This window comes from Clostridium sulfidigenes, from assembly GCF_052067195.1.
Lineage (GTDB): Bacteria > Bacillota > Clostridia > Clostridiales > Clostridiaceae > Clostridium_J > Clostridium_J sulfidigenes.
Map to the genome: position 1 here is coordinate 73,454 of NZ_JBQHQR010000007.1, position 18,287 is coordinate 91,740.

General features: G+C 28.8%; 20 protein-coding genes. 1 reads left to right on the forward strand and 19 read right to left on the reverse strand.

What is annotated here, in order from left to right; genetic code table 11:
- The 9 genes from ACTNBA_RS09980 to ACTNBA_RS10020 all read right to left on the reverse strand — a co-directional run bounded on the left by ACTNBA_RS09980 (position 1) and on the right by ACTNBA_RS10020 (position 8,119).
- Positions 1-453, reverse strand: a complete 453-nt coding sequence (locus tag ACTNBA_RS09980; protein ID WP_441073811.1) for a GNAT family N-acetyltransferase — start codon at positions 451-453, stop codon at positions 1-3.
- A 381-nt stretch (positions 454-834) separates the two neighbouring features.
- Positions 835-1,248, reverse strand: coding sequence for a RidA family protein (locus tag ACTNBA_RS09985; RefSeq protein WP_441073813.1), 414 nt, complete (start codon positions 1,246-1,248; stop codon positions 835-837).
- 177 nt (positions 1,249-1,425) lie between these two features.
- Positions 1,426-1,695: a CD3324 family protein gene (locus ACTNBA_RS09990; protein ID WP_441073814.1), complete on the reverse strand. Its 270-nt coding sequence runs from the start codon at positions 1,693-1,695 to the stop codon at positions 1,426-1,428.
- A 524-nt stretch (positions 1,696-2,219) separates the two neighbouring features.
- A complete protein-coding gene (locus ACTNBA_RS09995; protein ID WP_441073816.1) occupies positions 2,220-4,412 on the reverse strand; it encodes a heavy metal translocating P-type ATPase in 2,193 nt (730 codons plus the stop codon).
- 20 nt (positions 4,413-4,432) lie between these two features.
- Positions 4,433-4,801 (reverse strand): ArsR/SmtB family transcription factor, encoded by a 369-nt coding sequence (locus ACTNBA_RS10000; protein WP_346846881.1) that lies wholly within the window; start codon positions 4,799-4,801, stop codon positions 4,433-4,435.
- Between the two features lie 309 nt (positions 4,802-5,110).
- Positions 5,111-6,022: a metallophosphoesterase family protein gene (locus ACTNBA_RS10005; RefSeq protein ID WP_441073818.1), complete on the reverse strand. Its 912-nt coding sequence runs from the start codon at positions 6,020-6,022 to the stop codon at positions 5,111-5,113.
- A 108-nt stretch (positions 6,023-6,130) separates the two neighbouring features.
- Entirely contained in the window at positions 6,131-6,910 is a 780-nt protein-coding gene (locus tag ACTNBA_RS10010) for a DUF5694 domain-containing protein (RefSeq protein WP_441073819.1), read from the reverse strand.
- Between the two features lie 98 nt (positions 6,911-7,008).
- Positions 7,009-7,578: a hypothetical protein gene (locus ACTNBA_RS10015; RefSeq protein ID WP_441073821.1), complete on the reverse strand. Its 570-nt coding sequence runs from the start codon at positions 7,576-7,578 to the stop codon at positions 7,009-7,011.
- A 250-nt stretch (positions 7,579-7,828) separates the two neighbouring features.
- A complete protein-coding gene (locus tag ACTNBA_RS10020) occupies positions 7,829-8,119 on the reverse strand; it encodes a cytochrome b5 domain-containing protein (protein ID WP_441073823.1) in 291 nt (96 codons plus the stop codon).
- Between the two features lie 255 nt (positions 8,120-8,374).
- Between ACTNBA_RS10020 and ACTNBA_RS10025 the strand changes: the two genes are divergently transcribed.
- Positions 8,375-8,722 carry a four-helix bundle copper-binding protein gene (locus ACTNBA_RS10025; protein ID WP_441073824.1) on the forward strand — a complete coding sequence of 116 codons (348 nt, stop codon included), beginning with the start codon at positions 8,375-8,377 and terminating at the stop codon, positions 8,720-8,722.
- A 165-nt stretch (positions 8,723-8,887) separates the two neighbouring features.
- On the opposite strand, the gene ACTNBA_RS10030 is transcribed toward ACTNBA_RS10025, so the two are convergent.
- The 10 genes from ACTNBA_RS10030 to ACTNBA_RS10075 form a co-directional block, all read right to left on the reverse strand.
- Complete coding sequence (locus tag ACTNBA_RS10030; protein WP_441073827.1) at positions 8,888-9,418, reverse strand: dihydrofolate reductase family protein; 531 nt, start codon at positions 9,416-9,418, stop codon at positions 8,888-8,890.
- Between the two features lie 408 nt (positions 9,419-9,826).
- A complete protein-coding gene (locus tag ACTNBA_RS10035; RefSeq protein WP_441073997.1) occupies positions 9,827-10,336 on the reverse strand; it encodes a shikimate kinase in 510 nt (169 codons plus the stop codon).
- A gap of 84 nt (positions 10,337-10,420) precedes the next feature.
- A complete protein-coding gene (locus ACTNBA_RS10040) occupies positions 10,421-11,050 on the reverse strand; it encodes a hypothetical protein (RefSeq protein WP_441073828.1) in 630 nt (209 codons plus the stop codon).
- Positions 11,051-11,167: 117 nt separating this feature from the next.
- Positions 11,168-12,376 carry an SDR family NAD(P)-dependent oxidoreductase gene (locus tag ACTNBA_RS10045; protein WP_441073829.1) on the reverse strand — a complete coding sequence of 403 codons (1,209 nt, stop codon included), beginning with the start codon at positions 12,374-12,376 and terminating at the stop codon, positions 11,168-11,170.
- Positions 12,377-12,472: 96 nt separating this feature from the next.
- Positions 12,473-12,916, reverse strand: a complete 444-nt coding sequence (locus ACTNBA_RS10050) for a GNAT family N-acetyltransferase (protein ID WP_441073831.1) — start codon at positions 12,914-12,916, stop codon at positions 12,473-12,475.
- 691 nt (positions 12,917-13,607) lie between these two features.
- Positions 13,608-14,231 carry a type A chloramphenicol O-acetyltransferase gene (gene catA / locus ACTNBA_RS10055; protein ID WP_441073832.1) on the reverse strand — a complete coding sequence of 208 codons (624 nt, stop codon included), beginning with the start codon at positions 14,229-14,231 and terminating at the stop codon, positions 13,608-13,610.
- 236 nt (positions 14,232-14,467) lie between these two features.
- On the reverse strand, positions 14,468-15,310 hold the full coding sequence (locus ACTNBA_RS10060; RefSeq protein ID WP_441073834.1) for a class I SAM-dependent methyltransferase: 843 nt from the start codon (positions 15,308-15,310) through the stop codon (positions 14,468-14,470).
- A gap of 151 nt (positions 15,311-15,461) precedes the next feature.
- A complete protein-coding gene (locus ACTNBA_RS10065) occupies positions 15,462-16,382 on the reverse strand; it encodes a phosphotransferase enzyme family protein (RefSeq protein ID WP_441073837.1) in 921 nt (306 codons plus the stop codon).
- Positions 16,383-16,486: 104 nt separating this feature from the next.
- Positions 16,487-17,341, reverse strand: a complete 855-nt coding sequence (locus tag ACTNBA_RS10070; protein ID WP_441073839.1) for a hypothetical protein — start codon at positions 17,339-17,341, stop codon at positions 16,487-16,489.
- Positions 17,342-17,470: 129 nt separating this feature from the next.
- Entirely contained in the window at positions 17,471-18,217 is a 747-nt protein-coding gene (locus ACTNBA_RS10075; protein ID WP_441073841.1) for a GNAT family N-acetyltransferase, read from the reverse strand.
- Positions 18,218-18,287 lie beyond the last annotated feature (70 nt).

An 18,287-nucleotide genomic window follows, 5' to 3' on the forward strand; every position in this document is an offset into this window, starting at 1 on the left:
CTATTCTAAAATCCATTCATATATGCACTCTTGTCTTTCTCCATCTAGATACAGTTCATTATATGGTGGCAAACCTACTATCTCTTTAAGTTTAAGTCCTGCTTTTTCGCAAGTTTTTCGAGATGGGTAGTTATCTGGATTGCAAGTTATTATAAGTCTATTCATTCCATGTGCAATGGCTACATCTTTGATAATTTTACAAGCCTTTGAAGCATAATTATTTCCCCTATAGTTTTCTTCAACTCTATAACCAATATGACCACCATAATATAAATTTTCATTATACCCAATTCGTATATCAATAGCACCTATACTATCATCTGAATCATGTAGCGTAATTCTATATTTATATGCAGGTACATAACCTTTTTCCTCATTAGCTGGAGTTTTTTCAACAATCTTTAAATCAATCTCGCCATCAGTTAAGTAATCAAAATCTTTGAACTCAAACATCTATATTCCTCCTTTATTTTAATCAATTTTAGCCTTATGTATTGTAAATTTATTAATGTTCCAACATTCAGAAACTTTTATTTTTTCACTCCAATCACTATAAAATAAGTTCATATTTTTGTACAAAAGATACTTATATTTGATTTTATATCCTATATTATAACATATTTTACAACATATATTAATACATTGTAAAAGAACAATTATATAAGAACATACGGTTGGCGTGTCTCTTGGTTATCTCATTATTTATTTGAAATGTGACGTAAAAAACACTGTAAAATTCAAATTTGAATAATACAGTGTTTTAATAAATCGATCGTCTTTTCAGTTGTTACGTTAAATAAGAATGGTGTGAATTAGTTCAACTCTATACTTCAATCATTTTGAATTATTTTCTACTGCTGCTACTGCTTCAATTTCTACCAATTGATTTGTATATCCTAATACTGAAACTCCAAATAAGGTGCTTGGAACATCATGGTTACCAAACTCTTTTCTTATTGTTTCCCATGCAGTTACCAAATCTGACTGATTTTGAGATGCTACAAGAACTCTGGTATATACAACGTCTTCCAAAGTGGCCCCACAGTCCTTCAGTGCTTCCTTCAAATTCTCTACACAAAGTTTTGCCTGAAGCTCATAATCACTCAAATTGGGTACTTCTCCGTCTCTATTAATGGGACATGCACCCGCCAAAAATAATATGTCCATTCCTGAAGGTATACGTCCAGCATAAGCATAATCTACTGAAGCTAAATTTGTAGAATGAATTAATGATATTTTTTTATTCATTTTGACTCTCTCCTTTTGTTCTAATATCTACGAGAATAATTACAAATTCATTTTTAAAATGAATTTTATGTTCAATATCATTTTAAAGCTTCTATATTTTTTAAGAAAGATAATAATCGTTTCTATATCATCTTTTATACAAAAGCTACCACACATTACAAGAGTGGTAGCTTTTTACTAGTTATCTTTTTTATACACAATTTTCTTAATACTACTATGTGAAAGGAAGAATTCTTCAGCAAGATTGCTAATTGATTGCCCACCCATATATTGGTTTAATATCTTTGCATTTCTAGCTTTTATATAATCTCGGCTTTTAGATTTTTCACCCCATTTTTTTCTCTTTTCAGGAGGGGAAGGGACATATATATATTCACCTTGAATATACTTTTGAATTTCTTTAACTAAATCATCTGGTAATATTCTATCAATTCTTACATATTTCATAAAGCTCACTTCCTTAAATTTATTATTTAATTAAGGAAACAAAGCCTGTATATGTATGAATTTATTTATGAAAAGCGACTAAATATCTATCTCTGTGCAAATTGTCGCGCAAACTCATACTTACAGACTTTGCACAGAGTATTTTAAGCATTTTTCTATCCATGAGATTAATATTCATGATATCACACTCCCTATTTGTATTAAGTCAATTATATTATTTATTAAGACGATACGCAATTTTTTACTATTTTAACTTAACTAATGGTAATTATATCATATTTACACTGTCTTATATGGTTATTTTTGTAACAAAAGTAAAATATCTTACTTCTTAACACTGTATTATTCAATTCTCAAAGAACATAATTTATTGTCTAGTTCGCATTTTCTACAAATTGCATAATATATTTGAATTACAAAACAAAAATACCGCATATTCATATTGAATAATACGGTATTATGGATACGTTATTTAATTAAATATTTGTTACGCTATTTAAGAATATTGAGGATTAAGAATTAATTTATTGCGCTGTTTTCATTGCTCTCATGGAGTTTAGTACCGCAATTAGTGTTACACCTACATCACCAAATACAGCCTCCCACATAGTTCCTAATCCAAGAGCTACAAGTACTAATATTATTGCTTTAATACCTAAAGCAAAAACAATATTTTGCATTACTATTGCTCTTGTTTTCTTAGCTATTCTTATTGCAGATGCAATCTTTGAAGGTTCATCAGTCATTATTACAACGTCAGCAGCTTCTATTGCCGCATCTGATCCAACACCACCCATAGCTATACCGATATCTGCTCTTGCTAAAACTGGAGCATCATTTATTCCATCACCAACAAATATTAACTTGCCTTTAGAGGATTTTTCTTTATCTAATGCTTCTACTTTTTCAACCTTTTGATCTGGTAATAACTCTGAATATACTTCATCTAACCCTAATTGCTTGGCAACTTTAGTTCCAACAACTTTGTTATCTCCTGTAAGCATAACAGTTTTTCTAACACCAATTTCTTTTAAAGCTTTAATTGCCTTAGCTGAATCTTCTTTCACTTCGTCTGAGATAACTATATATCCTGCATACTCTTTATTAACAGCAACATGCACTACAGTACCTATTGTTTCAACTTGTGCATAGGATATATTTTCTTTATTCATTAACTTATAATTACCTGCTAAAACTTCTTTTCCTAAAACAGTGGCTTTTACACCATGTCCTGAAATCTCTTCATAATTTTCAATTGATTCATTATCTATTTCCTTACTATATGCTTTAACAATAGAAGTTGCTATTGGATGATTAGAAAAGCTCTCAGCAAAGGCTGCATAAGTGATAAGTTCATCTCTTGATACATTGCCTTGAGGTTGTATTTCTGTCACCTTAAATACACCCTTAGTTAATGTTCCAGTTTTATCAAATACTACAACTTCTACATTATTTAATGCCTCAAGATAGTTTCCACCTTTAACAAGTATTCCATTTTTCGAAGCTCCACCTATACCACCAAAGAAACCAAGGGGAATAGATACAACTAAAGCACATGGGCAAGATACTACTAAAAAGGCTAATGCTCTATATATCCACTCTGAGAAGGTAGCTCCACTTATAAATAGTGGTGGCAATATAGCTAATGCTAAAGCAGAGAAAACCACAGCAGGTGTATAATATCTTGCAAATTTTGTTATAAAGTTTTCTGTGGGAGCTTTTTTACTACTTGCATTTTGAACTAAATCAAGTATCTTAGCAATAGTAGAATCTCCAAATTCTTTTTCTACTTCTATAGTTAATAGTCCATTTTTATTAATAACTCCGCCTAGTACATTATCTCCTATTTCTACCTCTCTAGGAACTGATTCACCAGTAAGTGCAGAAGTATCTACCATAGAAATTCCTTCAATTACTTTACCATCTAGAGGAACCTTTTCCCCAGGTCTCACAACTATAATATCACCTATATTAACCTCTTCTGGTGATACCTTTTTAATATCACTACCAATTTTTAAGTTCGCAAAATCCGGTCTTATATCCATTAATTCTGCTATGGATTTTCTTGAGCGATTTACAGCCATACCTTGGAATATTTCACCTAATTGATAGAATAGCATAACTGCTACACCTTCTGGGAACTCACCAATAGCAAAAGCTCCTATAGTAGCTATACTCATAAGGAAGTTTTCATCAAAAATTTGACCTCCTCTAATATTTTTCAATGCTCTTAATACAACTTCTCCACCAACAAGGAGATAACTAACTAAAAACAATGATAACTCAACATAAAAATTAAATTTAAAAGCTGTAGCAATGGCAAAAATTGCTGCACCAACTCCAAGTCTTACAAATTCCTTTTTGCTATTTTCATGCTCATGATCATGATTATGATCATGGGATCTTTGCTTTCTGTTCTGATTTCCTTCTTCAACATATACTTTTACATCAGGTTCAATCCTTTTAACAATTTGATTAACCATTTCAACAATGTTATCTTTATCGCTATTGTTTTCCACTTCTAGAATAAGTTTTTGAGCTACAAAATCAACTATAGCACTACTAACATTAGTAATATTTTGAGATTCTTTTTCAATTTTTGATGCGCAATTTGCACAGCATAACCCCTTAAGAATTATCACTAATTTATTTGATTGAGATTTTATTTGTAATGATTTATCTTCTTTAACGTCAGGTTTTAAAACTTTATTACTCATTCCCATGCCCCCTAAATTACTTATTTCTCATATAAATGTTCTAATCCTTGATCAAATATCCCCTTAACATGATCATCATCTAAGGAATAGTATACAACCTTACCTTCTTTTCTATTCTTAACCAACCTAGTTTGTTTAAGAACTCTCAACTGATGGGATATTGCTGATTGATTCATTCCAAGTAGCGCCGCAATATCACAAACACACATTTCTGCTTGGAATAATGCACAAATTATTTTTATTCTTGTACTATCTCCAAAAACCTTAAATAAATCTGCTAATTCATATAAATCTTCTTCATCTGGAATAGTTTCCTTTACTCTCTTAATCACATCTTCATGGATAGTATTACAATTACAGGTACTAATTATTTCATTTTCGTTATTCATTTATATATCACCTCATTAGAATGTATGCACACATGTTCATATGTTTATATATTCAGTATATGTATCTTCTTCATATTTGTCAAATATTTTTATTATAATTTTAAAAATATTTTTTAAAATAAAAGAGGCTGTATATTTATGTTATATGAAAGATTTCTAATACAGCATTATTCATTTTATAAAGATCATATTTTACTAATTGATTTGCATTATCTGCAAATTTAATAATATATCTAAATTGAGAAATAAAAAAAACTACCGTAAAATTCAATTTTGAATAATACGGTAGTTTAGAGAATCATAAAAGTGCTATATATCCTTTAAAGAAGATACTCTTGGTAGTATAGAACGACCATTCCACCTATCACCAATACCCAAGTCTTTTGGGGTGACATTTTGGTAGCTTCCATTGATGCCTTGTATATGTATGCCACCATCTTTGTTAATGGTAACAATGGCATATAGCCCCTCATTATATAATACTAAATCTTTTAAAAAAGGGTAATCTTCATGTATTTCCTTTGAGTAAGAGAAATGCTCATATTCAGGGCCAACCCATATATATGACATAGCATTAAGACCAAAGTAATATGTTTGTCCTATTTTTTCAAGAGAATCTCCATGGTCATGACCATTTAGGCATAAAAGCACCTTTTTTCCTGTATCATTTACTCTGTTTATCAAATCTCTAACTTCACCCTTGTTATATACTCCTCTTTTAGCAAATTCATTTTCAAAACTATGGTGTGAAAAAATAATGTAATACTCACTATCATCATTGAACTGCTCTTCCAGCCAATTAAATTCATAATCTGGAAGAATTGGATATATGTCCTTTGACTTATCATAGTTTCTCTTACAATAGGGTATATATCCATTATCAGTTTTTATAAAACATGTATCTAATACAATGAACTTAATCTTGTCCATTTTAAATGAATAATAACTATTGTCCATTTTAAAAAACTTCATAACCTCTTCTCTTGGGAATGAATCAGAATCATGATTACCAATGGTATGATAATAAGGCTTCCCTATACTATCAAGGATATCAAGTAAAAATTGATTTTCTTCTTTAGGCATACAAAAATCCCCAAGTTGAATAACAAAATCAATCTCTTGATACTTTACATTAGTAATTAAGTTTTCAAGCCTTTCATAACCATCATGGATATGATCATAATGTAAATCAGTAAATACTGCAAATTTAACGCTATCCATCAATATACCTCTTCTCATAGTTAATATAAAATTTCTAAATAATAATATCCAAATATAAAGTAAGAAATTTAACCTTAATTTGTTCATTAAAAATAAAGGAATTACGTTTTATATTAAATATGGTAAAACTTCTATATACTCTAAATCGAGAGAATCATTTATAAAATCTCTTAAGAGCTTTAAATGACCGGCACCATATAAAACTAGTACACGGTCGTCATCATTACAGATATGCTTTAAGTTAGAAAAAATATGAAGATTTCTTTTATACCATGAAGCAACGAAGTCAATCCCTATAGAGTCATCTCCTATTTCAATATCATTAAAAGGTAGGAATGATGTTACATGTTGGAACTCATTAAACTCTTTACTATTAAAAGATTTATATATATCTTCAATGGTTGTTTCTTCTGTAAATAATCCATAGTATTTATTTGCAAATTTCATAAATGACTCATTAAGATTCTTGTATAAATCATGATTTTCCTTAGCTTTCTCAAATACAAGAGGTTGAGCCCAACCATCATAATAATCAATACCATATATATAATTTAATTTATTGTATTTCGCTATATCAAAAGCAAATTTAATACGTTCATCTACAGCATCATTAATGCTATAATCTGCTCCTCTTATACCGATTTCAGCTAATCTCTTACTTAAATCTAAATTAGATTTATATAAAAATTCTTGAAAGAGTTTATTATATTGCTCCTCTTCACTAGGCCTTAGTTCAACACATAATTTATTTGGATTAAATTTAGATATTTTCTTTATAATTTCTTTTAATTCATTCTGGCGCGTGTCATCTTGAATTTTAATAATGTTAGTACTCTCTTCAGTTTTAAAATGAAATGTACCTAAAATCATAATTTTTGCTTTGTTCATATATCCTCCTTCATACCTCAATATAGAGTTATGTGATAATCATAAGGTGAAATTCCTTGCAATTATATATTTACAATTACTATACTTTAAATGTGTTTCTAAAATTTATATTTAAAATATTCCCTAATGAAGTTAGCCATAGGATTTTTTTCATCTTCATCTCCTATGTAGTCTAAGTCTGAATCATAAAAATATAAATAAGCTATACTTTTTTTATCTTCAGATACTCCAATCATTCCAAAGGATTTAGGAAATTCCGTATTTGAAGTATCATTTTCGTCTACAACCCTAAAATCATAGCTTCTTAAAGAAAACTCATATTCTGGAATATAATATTTACTTTCATCAAAACTAGACTTGATTTTTTTATCTAAAAAAGTATATTGCTCGTCTATTTTCTTCTTTTCACCCTCAAAGGTATTATCATCATATTTTACAATTAATGCAACAGAGTCAGATTCAAAAATCAATAGGGACTTATGCGTATATCTATATTTGATATCCTCATATTTAGGCAAGTCCTCTAGCTCTGGCATAATATCTTTCGCATTTGAATCTATTGTTTTCCCCGTATTGAGATAATTATCAATTTTTGAACTTGAATTACTACAACCAGTAATACAAATAATAAAAGTAATTATCATAACAATTAAATATTTTTTTCTCATTTAAAATCACCTCTCTAAAAATAAATAGTCTTGAATTCTTAAAGTGTCATTTGCTAATTTTTAGCTCCTAAAACTTGCAACTCATTACCTACATCATAAAAGTAACCAATTTATCCCATGACTATCAGATTTTAATACTCCCATCTCCTTCAAAGTGGAGCAAGGAACTCGATTCATTATAACATAATTAGTATAAAATGTATATTAAAGCAAAAATGACCTTGATTTTTAATCAAAGCCATTAAATAATTTATTCTTTAAGTATCCCAACTTTAGGTAACTTATCAACTTTAGTCATTACATGACAAGCCTTAAATTCACTGGTTAAATCTTGACCTGCAGTATTACCAAAGTGTTTTCCACCTGCCCACTCTGCTACTTTACTCACATCATATACTATTCCTTCAATTGCAACATAAGCAGGTTTCCCATTACTTCCATCAAACTGTGCTAATTCCTGTAATGTAAATTCTTTCTGTTGTCTATAGTAATTATGTCCTATAAGTTCTTCAATAGTTTTTAAATCAAAATAAAGTGCCATATATACCTCTAAAATATTTATATATATAGCATATGATTATACTTGAGAAGTTGTTCAATTAATTGCTTTTTTAAATATATTGATCAATAGATTGAAACCTAATCATCTAATATGCCTTTATTTCTTATTTATCTAATGAAACATCTGTAGACATTTATTTATGGGAATCATTTCTACAAACAATATTTGAATAATAATTAGCCTATTACAAATAATAAATTTTGTACTATAAAACTATTTTAGGAGGACTATATAATGGGAATAGTAACTAAGTCAACAGATAAATTTCAACCATGTATTGATGAATGTAACAAGTGTGCACAGGCATGTCATGAATGCTTTACAGCATGTTTAAACGAGCCTGATGTTGCAGCAAGAAAGAAATGTATAAGCATTCTTACTGAATGTGCATGTATGTGCCAAATGTCATCAGCAATGATGTCTATGAATGGCCAATTTACAAAAGAGCACTGTCAACTTTGTGCTACTGTTTGTGATAAATGTGCTCAAGAATGTGAAATGTTTAAAGATGACCATTGTCAAAAATGTGCTCAAGAATGTAAAAAATGTGCTACTGAATGTAAAAACATGGCTAGCATGTAATAACCTATAATATAGAAGCCAATAGTGTTATACTACTGGCTTTTGTACTATTTTAAATTACCTTTAGTGTAAAAGGCTAATTAGTACTATACTAATTACACTTCTCAACTCCATCTTACAAATAGTACATCACTTAAGAAAATTGTGAACTAAATATTAATTGTTTTATTTCATCTCGTAATAGAGTTCAACAAATTGATTGAATCTCCTTATCCCCTTTAACTTTAGTTCTAACTCAAAATCATTTTTTTTAAATAAAGGTATTCCATGACCTATTAGTGTAGGTGATATAGTAATGATAAATTCGTCAACTAACCTTTCTTTAATAAAAGAATTTAGAAGAACACCACCGCCAACAAGCCATATGTTTCCTCCATCCAGTCTTTTGATTTTATTTGTAAATTCCACTACATCTTGATTAATAAATTCTACATTTTCATTCTTACCTTTTTCTGATTTAGAAAATACATAACACTTTTTATTCTTATAAGGAAATTTACCTTTTTCTTTTTCAATAATCCAGTCATAAGTTCTTTTACCAATTAGAATAGTATCAACTGTATTGTAGAATTCAGAATATCCATTATCTCCTTCGCCTTCAGTTTTAAACAACCATTCCAAGGAATCATCTTCTGTCGCTATGTAACCATCTAAACTTGTTGCAATATATAGAACTAATTTTCTATTGTTGTACATCTATAAACCTCCATATTTATAAAATTCAATCTAATTTTAAAACACAATTAGTGAACAATATTCTACAATTATTCATTTGAAAAATCAACCTACTAACTTATTTATAAACAATTTCATGTCACTTTCCAAAATAGATAACCCCTGAAACCCGCATGAACACAACAAATAGTTTAATAGTTAAATATATACATAGTTAAATAGGTTCATATTTTTATATTTAAATAGTTTTCTATATCCATTTTTACCTATATAAATAGGTAAATATACACCTATTTATATAGGTAAAAATACACCTATTTATATTTAAAACTAGGCAAGGATATATTTTTTTCATTTTAATATGTCACATGACTTATAAGCAATATCAGAAGAATACGAATTAAAGTTTATAGTTATTCTAATCAGATATTACAGCTCAAATCGATCTTTTATTATCTGTGCAACAATTTCCGCCGAAAGATTAGTATTGTCAATTTTTATATAGTTATCATAAGGAATCTCACCATCATTACTTACACAACGATACTTGTTATCATCATTTATAAGCCTTTGATTTGACAGTTCTATATCTCGTTTTGAGATTTTATTTTTCAGACGATTTTCAGTGGCATTTCTTTCTAATCTGATTGCTTGAGGCGCAACAAGCTCCACATAACATATATCTGCATTATATTTTCTAAAAATATCACAAACATATTCAACATAATCCCAATCAGATTGCTGATTAAATGCCCACATATATGTGAAAATTAATCCATAGTGTTCGGATTTTGCAAACTCTTCAAAAATAACTTCTCTCATGCCAGAGATAGCTCTTCCATTAAAATATCCGAATATCTCCAGTACAGGTTCAATCATCATATGATTATGGAATAAACGTAAATCCGTAATTTTAGCTAGGTCTTGTCCCACTGTCATTTTGCCAACAGCACTGTCTCCGATTATAAGTACTAATTTCAAAATATCACCTCTTTTATCAAATATAAATAATCTTTTTTCATCCTATTTCACTTCTGTTCCACCCCATTCAATAACGGTAAATCCCTTTCTTTCAAAAGATTTAATTTCTTGTTCTTCTATTTCTATAGGTTTATCTAATGATTTAAAGAGCATCATTATTCTTAATATTGAATCTGGCTTTGGAGTTATATTAAGCTTAGCTACATTTTCATACTCTTCCCCTGCAAAAGTAATCAGGTTGTATTTATTCTCTTGCATAATTGGTAGCCAATACACTATAAATTCGTTATATTCCCTTGGAGTTAACCCCATGTATTCAAGCTTTTCTTGCAGAAATTCTTCAGTATCTTCTCCTTTTACAACAAACCCTTTTGACATATCCCATTGATTTTTAGAAATCCCTTCCCAATATAAATAAGAATACTTTCTCTTATCTCCAATATTAGTTAATGTACCATCAGGCTCTGCTATTACATTCCAACCATCTTTGTACTCTGGATAAGTACAAGTAAGCTCTCCGTTATAATCTAGTTTAACGCTAACTGATTGTTCTGAAGTTGGATACAAATAAATTACAGGTTTCTTAGTCATCTGATCATTTTCACAACCTGTAAATGTTATTAAAATAAGAGATAGTAATATAATAAGAAATTTTGCTTTATTTGTTTTCATATTAACCCCCTAAAAACTTTTTTTGTTATATTATTAATTTTTAAGATATGGTGAAAATATATCATTACACCAACGTTACATTGATTTCTCAATCCATGGCTGATTATAAAATTCTATTCAGCTTTCATTATTAAGTAAAATATCACAAATAGTTTTTAAATCCTCAATATAATGCAAAAGTGTTATAGAATATTCTTTGAGTTTTTCAGGGTTTTTTTCATATCCTTGTAGCAATGTATATTGTCGCTTATAATATTCCATCAACTTTTGAAAATTAGATGAATAGGTGCTTATCTCTTGAATCTTTTCATTATTAACTACGTATTGAATGTGTTGCATAATTTTAAGAAACTGGTCAGCAGAATATCCTACTGTTTTCTTAAAATCACGCAATACCCATTGACGTTCAAAAACATTTCTTTTCATCCAACCATAATATTGTTCTTTATAAACTTTTACCACATTCAGAACAGTTGGAATAATGTTTTGATAATCATTACTTTTAGTGTTTTCACTACTATCTAATTTTTGAAGTAAGCCAGAATCAGACAAAACCTGTATAGCACCAATTTCTTGACCGTTATATCTATCAGCCATTAAAACTGATATAGCAAATCCAGTGCCAGCCTCTTCAACTCCAAGTATGTGATCTTCATTCATTTCATAAAATTCTTCTGTTGTTATTCCCATATGAGATGACACAAGCTCTATTCCCTTCATTGCCGTTTCTGTTTTAACGAGTCCTGGACCGATAGTATATACTTTTATATTTGTACTTTCCAATTCTCCATATAGTGTATTAGACAATTCCACCTGTGCTGTTTTAAAGACTTCATATGCTCCCATAAAAGGCGCAGCACCAGAAGATGAAACAAAAACAATTGTCCCAGAACTCTTTTGTTTCATGAGTGGCAAAACTAATTGTGTTAATAGTAATGGTGCTTTGAAATTAACGGCATAACTCTTATCCCATACATCAATAGAAACTTCTTCTACGGTTCCCATAGTAGCTATGGTAGCATTATTAAATAAAACATCTATGCGACCATATTTATCTTTCACATGAGAAACTAGAGCATATATCTGATTTTCATCGGATAAATCAATTTCATAAAATTCTACAGAGTTTTTACCAAATATACTATCTAAAGCGCTTTGTGCGCATAATATTTTTCGTTTATCTATTTCAGCGATAATAACCTTTGCGCCCATATAAACCAATGCTTTTGTAGTTTCAAAACCTATCCCACCCCCTGCACCAGTTAAAAGTATAACTTTACCTTCTAAATTATTTTTAAAGGATTTATTTTTTTCTATAAGCATCATAATCTCCTTCTTTATAATTGTTAGCCAATTTCATTTTTGGTTTTAAATACTTATCTTTATAATAAGAAAGCAACTTAACTCGACTTCATATTATGCTCATTTTAAGATGTCATACTTCAACTTATAGTATGGTTGAAAACCATCATCCAAAGGCTGTTCTTCTTCTCCAACAATGTAGAAACCATATCGTTGGTAAAACTTTAACGCACGGGTATTTCGTTGCTGCACATCAAGTTTAATGCAATTTACCTGGTTTTTTATAATGCCCTCCATTTTTTTAATGGTATGATATCCGTATGCTTTACCAATGAGTCCATATTTTAATACAATCAAATCCAAATAGCATTCATTCTCGTGGATTTGATACATAATCCAGCCAACCTTATTGCCCGTTTCGATATCCAAGATTATATAGTTTTCCTTACATGATAAAAGTTCGAATCGTTCTTTCCATTCGTCTTCAGACGTATTGTTTTCAGCAAAATATAGTTCATACTCCTCATTTGTAAATAAAGAACGTATAAATTCAACATCACTCACCGTAGTCACACTAAATATAATACACATTAACTTCTCCCCTCATAAAATATAAATAATTTTCACCTTTGTTTACAATTGTTCATTTGTAATTTTAAAATTGTAAACTTATTATAGCATATTTTCAATAAAATGTATGTTTATATATATAAAAGCACCTCATTAAGGAGATGCTTCAGAACCGAACTATTCAATTTTAAATCTTTATTAAAGCTATATATACTTTAATAAAGATACTATTGGTAGTATAGAACGACCATTCCACATATCACGCTTACGTGTTACTATTCCTGACAAATTGTTGTTATCAATTCCTCCTTTATTTTCATCATTTAAGCCTTACGCATTGTAAGATTATTAATGTTCCAATTTCCCGAAATTTTCACTTTTTCCCTCCAATTACTATAAAACAAGTTCATATTTTTGTACAATAGTTATTTACATTTAATTGCATTACCATATTATAACATATTTACCGACACATATTAATCAATTTTCAAAGAACAATTATATAAGAATATATGGTTATCCTACCCCTCAGTTATTTCATTATTTTCTTGAATTGTGAAATAAAAAATACCGCATATTCACTTTGAATAGTACGGTGTTTCCAATAATTTAATATAAAAATTTTCTATTTAATATTTTAAAAGTATTACTATAAATTTACCTTAATCTAATAATAAATTAATATTTATTTGTTTATTAATTCTTGTAATTCATTCACAAAGCGACATACATGAAATCCATCACATACTGCATGATGAACTTGTATAGCTAAAGGCAAAATATATTTATTTTTTTCTTCATAATATTTTCCCATTGTAAAAATAGGCAGTAGGTAATTATATCCTTTTTGCAGATTTAAATTAAATCCTTCGAATGTTGCCCAAGGTATCATTGATACTGGAAATATATTAATAGGTATATTGGGCTTTGACATCATTCCTTTTGCTGAGCCAAACTCTTTAATATCCTTTTCATACAACTCACAAAAAACCTCATAATCCTCATAGTATTCTGTCCATATATTAGAAAATGTTTCTGTATCCTTATTAAACACTGTATAACAAGGCAGCATTTCATTAAAAATTCCCAATTGTCCATTGACATCAAAAGATGTTCTAAATTCACTGTGTCTGTTAACTACTTTTGTAATATAATAAAGCATTGTTGGATATAACTTTTGATTTGAGTTTTTAATTTTTGTAATATCTAATTTAACAGTCATACTATATGTGCATGGAATTCCTAAAAAATAATGTTCAAAATATTCTTTTCTATCCCAAGTTTCTTTGTTAATAATTCTAAACTCCATTGATATATCGTCCCTTCAACTGCTATTAATTCATTAGTTTATTAAATATAACCTCTTTTTTAATGTAATTTAATTAATTATAGCATATTTTCAAACACCATATTATTCAATTTTCAAAGAACATATTTTCCTTAATTAGTTCGCAATATCCACAAATTGTAACGTAACTAATATATAACTAATTTTATGCTTTTACACATTACTGAATAGTACGGTATCTAAATTTTTTGAAGAATTTATAATTTTTCTCCAAAGGCATATAAAACAGACTTTGTATGTGGTATGCCTCCTGCTTCTTTCATTTCTCTAAGTTTTTCAAAAACTTCTAATTTAAAGTCTTCAAGCATATCTTTTGGTATCTTTTCTAGTGTGCTTATAGCGCCATGAGTCCAAAGTTTATCCCACCATTCTTGTTCATCTTTGTATATAAAAACTTTTTCTTCACTTATAACTCGTATATTTTTAAATCCAGCTTGATTCAAAATTTTATATAAACCTTCTTCTGTATCAAATTCAGGGATATCCTCTGATTGATATTCATCTAATTTATCTTCAAATACAGGTAAATATTTATCAAATAATTCATTTAGCCACATAAATTTTTCATCTTTTTTTCTAAGAAATGTAGTGAATGAGAATCGACCACCATTTTTTAGGACTCTCATGAATTCATGAAAGGCAACTTTATAATTTGGTAAGAAGAATACTCCAAATCCACAGAGTATATGCTGAAAAGTTTCATTTGCAAATTCTAATTTTTCAGCATCCATTACCATTACATGTACATTTTTTACACCTCGGCGTTGCATTTCTAAATCAATTTCATTAACCATTCCTTCAGCTATATCAATACCTGTAACAACTCCACTCTTTCCAACTTTCTCTGCTGCTGAAAAAAGTGAAGCTCCTTTTCCTGATGCAACATCTAAAACTCTTTCGCCTTCCTTTACACCTGCAAATTCAACCAATCTCTCTCCAAAATATGTAAAGTATCTTGGACCACTACCATCAAAAACTGCTGATACCTTATTAAATATATTAGTTATGTCTTTTTTTATTTCTATACTTTTGTCTTCCATAAATTTCTCTCCTATCAAATAAGTTAATCAATTATTTTTTAATACTAAATATAATAAACTCATACTATATGTTAACCCTATATATTCATGCTTTTTTTGTAGAAATTCTTCAGTATTTTCTCCTTTTACCACAAACCCTTTTGTATAATTATTAATCTTTAAGATATGGTAAAAATATATCATTACACCAACGTTCCATTGATTTCTCAATCCATGGCTGATTATAAATTTTTTCATGTTGACAGATGATAAATAATAGTACCTGTAAGCTTAAACATGTTTGAATAGCTTTTTCATCAACCTTTATACTGCAATAGGATTCATAACCCTTCAAAATTTCTTTATTTAATTTGTCATTATTGATATGACTGAATATTGATGCTAAATCCATTTCTGGAAGACAATATCCTGACAATGAAAAATCAATTGGAACTATTGCTTCATTACATAAAAGGAGATTAGATTTTCCAAGATCAGCATGAACAAAAGAAAATCTATTTTTATCTTTATCCATCTTCATCTTAATTTTTAATAAAGTATCTATAATAATTGCCCCATGCTCCTTATCATAATGCTTAGCTGCTATTGCATACCTGACCTCTTCCAATAATTTATCAATCATTTTTGCTCCATATATATATCTATTTTCTATCTTTACCTTACTCATAGATTTATGAATACTACCAATCATCCATCCTAGCCTGAAGGCTAATTCATTGGTAATTTCCATATTTTCTAAAGTCTTACCCTTTACCCATTCCAAAGCAGTAACCAGACTTCCATCCCTTAAAGTGGTAATAGGTTCTCCACTTTTGTTTCTAACTACTTTTTGGTTACCTAATTGAGAAGTGTTTTCCAGATAAGTAAGTACTTCCATTTCACTTTCAACAAACTTATCCTGTGCAACTCCAAGACGCAAAAAATCCACAGAAAAACCATTTGATGGTTTATGTATCCTGAGAACATATTGTCCATTATCATCAGTAATACAATATGTCATATTTTCATTATGACGCACAAATCTTGATGTGGGATTTACAAAATTGTATTTTTCTATTGCTTCTTCAATCATAATTTTTTCTCCTGAATATTCAGTATTTAAAGACGTTAATTATTTTTTAATTGGTTAATGATGTATGAATATTGCTAATCTTTATTAAATAATAATTTAGTAAACTAAAGTATACATCTATAGCATCTATATCTTTCTTTAATTTCAAAACCTGCATTCAACACAAAATTTAGTTCGTCACTATTATCTTCATCAACAAAATATAATATTTCTTTTACGGAACCAAATTCATTATATAATTCCATGAGCATTTCATTGATTAAAATACTTTCAATACCTTTATTTTTATATTCATTATCAATAAATAAACCAACAACGTCTGATAAGTCTTTGTTACCCTTAGTAAAAATGCTTCCATGAATCTCTTCGTCTTTTCTAAAGACAAGTACTTGAAAATAATCCATATCATTTTTCAAATTTGTGCTATTGTAATAAATACCTAATGGAATAGCGTGTTTATCATGAAATATAGCATATTCTTCAAAATTATCTTTAGTAATTTTATCTACGTTATCATGCCTTTGATTCCAATGAGTTTTTAAATTATATAAGTTTGCCACAATACTAGATTCGATACATTCTATATTCTTTTTCTTAAAATATTGGTTTGCATTTTCGTTAGAAAATGGTACCCCTATAAATAGCTTATATCCAGATAATTCCTTACTTATGTAATGAATCATTTCATCTGCAACTTGTTGATAATCTTCTCTTATTAAAAACTGTAGTGTTTGTGCATATTTTTCATCAGGTATCCAAAAATAAGTGCATACGCCCCATAGTACATCATTTTGATAATAGGCTATTATATTACGATTCTTCTCATTTAGAGCCTTTTCAAGTTCTCCTTTAAGCTCCTCTATTGAGTTTATCCTTGGATAACTTGCATGTATATTGTCCTGACTTAATTCCCATATAAAATCAATTACTTCCTCAGATGTATAAACGTTTTTTATCATTTTTATCCCCCATTATTAATTATTTTGAAATCCTATTTAAATATATTTATTAATCTAAACTCTAATTTCCTATTGAACTGTCACATAAAAAATTGAAGTTGTAAATTGCTTGTTATTTCCCTTGTAATATTAATATAATAGTTTCACTAATTCATTATAAGATGAACTGCCATCAAGTATGTTCTTATATGTGCTTATCCAGTAAGGTATCAACCCAGCTCTATGAGCTACTGCTTGTGAGGCAATATTAGATGATGATGCACAGTATATGGGTAAAACGTTTTTGCTTAATATTTTATGCATTAAATGATTTACAAGTACTGTAGCCAAACCACCTGTTCTATAATTATCTTTTACATCTATACCCATTTCCCACATATTATTGTATTCCTTAGATGCACCAGCAAGTCCTATGATTTCTCCATCCTTCATAGCAAAAAATACAATTGCAGTAGATGCATTTCCACATTCATCAAACTCTAATGAATTATTAAATCCTTTAATTTCTCTTAATTTATTTATCTCATTTCCTTCTAAATAGAAATATTCGTATTGTGGTAATAAATCACATAATTTCATCTCTTTCATATCAGGAATATAATAAATTGATTGACCATATATTAAAGGACATTCAAATACCTCATCTCTTGATTTCCCAACTAATAAAGTCTTCACATTTTCCATAATTTCATCTGAAGCTGATACAATAATTGTTTTTTCAATGTTCGTAATTTCAAAAAATGGATTTTGTTGAAATTCATTTAATTTAATTGGTTTATGAAAAATTAATCCATTATGATCAAAGATTTCTTGTTCACAATTTAAGTGTTTTCCAAGATTTTCTTTCACAATTTTTTTAATTTGCATCTTATTCATTTATCTCATCTCCTAAGTTTTATCTATCTATCTATTATTCGAATAATCTTATTTATATAAGAAACAAGAA

What these genes read in the sequence shown, in the direction of transcription:
- ACTNBA_RS10000 (WP_346846881.1), bottom strand. Translation starts at nt 4,801, where the DNA reads ATGAATAACGAAAATGAAATAATTAGTACCTGTAATTGTAATACTATC.
- catA (WP_441073832.1), bottom strand. Translation starts at nt 14,231, where the DNA reads ATGGAGTTTAGAATTATTAACAAAGAAACTTGGGATAGAAAAGAATAT.
- ACTNBA_RS10065 (WP_441073837.1), bottom strand. Translation starts at nt 16,382, where the DNA reads ATGATTGAAGAAGCAATAGAAAAATACAATTTTGTAAATCCCACATCA.
- ACTNBA_RS09990 (WP_441073814.1), bottom strand. Translation starts at nt 1,695, where the DNA reads ATGAAATATGTAAGAATTGATAGAATATTACCAGATGATTTAGTTAAA.
- ACTNBA_RS09995 (WP_441073816.1), bottom strand. Translation starts at nt 4,412, where the DNA reads ATGAGTAATAAAGTTTTAAAACCTGACGTTAAAGAAGATAAATCATTA.
- ACTNBA_RS09985 (WP_441073813.1), bottom strand. Translation starts at nt 1,248, where the DNA reads ATGAATAAAAAAATATCATTAATTCATTCTACAAATTTAGCTTCAGTA.
- ACTNBA_RS10005 (WP_441073818.1), bottom strand. Translation starts at nt 6,022, where the DNA reads ATGGATAGCGTTAAATTTGCAGTATTTACTGATTTACATTATGATCAT.
- ACTNBA_RS10010 (WP_441073819.1), bottom strand. Translation starts at nt 6,910, where the DNA reads ATGAACAAAGCAAAAATTATGATTTTAGGTACATTTCATTTTAAAACT.
- ACTNBA_RS10035 (WP_441073997.1), bottom strand. Translation starts at nt 10,336, where the DNA reads ATGACAGTGGGACAAGACCTAGCTAAAATTACGGATTTACGTTTATTC.
- ACTNBA_RS10040 (WP_441073828.1), bottom strand. Translation starts at nt 11,050, where the DNA reads ATGAAAACAAATAAAGCAAAATTTCTTATTATATTACTATCTCTTATT.
- ACTNBA_RS10070 (WP_441073839.1), bottom strand. Translation starts at nt 17,341, where the DNA reads ATGATAAAAAACGTTTATACATCTGAGGAAGTAATTGATTTTATATGG.
- ACTNBA_RS09980 (WP_441073811.1), bottom strand. Translation starts at nt 453, where the DNA reads ATGTTTGAGTTCAAAGATTTTGATTACTTAACTGATGGCGAGATTGAT.
- ACTNBA_RS10075 (WP_441073841.1), bottom strand. Translation starts at nt 18,217, where the DNA reads ATGAATAAGATGCAAATTAAAAAAATTGTGAAAGAAAATCTTGGAAAA.
- ACTNBA_RS10015 (WP_441073821.1), bottom strand. Translation starts at nt 7,578, where the DNA reads ATGAGAAAAAAATATTTAATTGTTATGATAATTACTTTTATTATTTGT.
- ACTNBA_RS10045 (WP_441073829.1), bottom strand. Translation starts at nt 12,376, where the DNA reads ATGATGCTTATAGAAAAAAATAAATCCTTTAAAAATAATTTAGAAGGT.
- ACTNBA_RS10030 (WP_441073827.1), bottom strand. Translation starts at nt 9,418, where the DNA reads ATGTACAACAATAGAAAATTAGTTCTATATATTGCAACAAGTTTAGAT.
- ACTNBA_RS10025 (WP_441073824.1), top strand. Translation starts at nt 8,375, where the DNA reads ATGGGAATAGTAACTAAGTCAACAGATAAATTTCAACCATGTATTGAT.
- ACTNBA_RS10020 (WP_441073823.1), bottom strand. Translation starts at nt 8,119, where the DNA reads ATGGCACTTTATTTTGATTTAAAAACTATTGAAGAACTTATAGGACAT.
- ACTNBA_RS10060 (WP_441073834.1), bottom strand. Translation starts at nt 15,310, where the DNA reads ATGGAAGACAAAAGTATAGAAATAAAAAAAGACATAACTAATATATTT.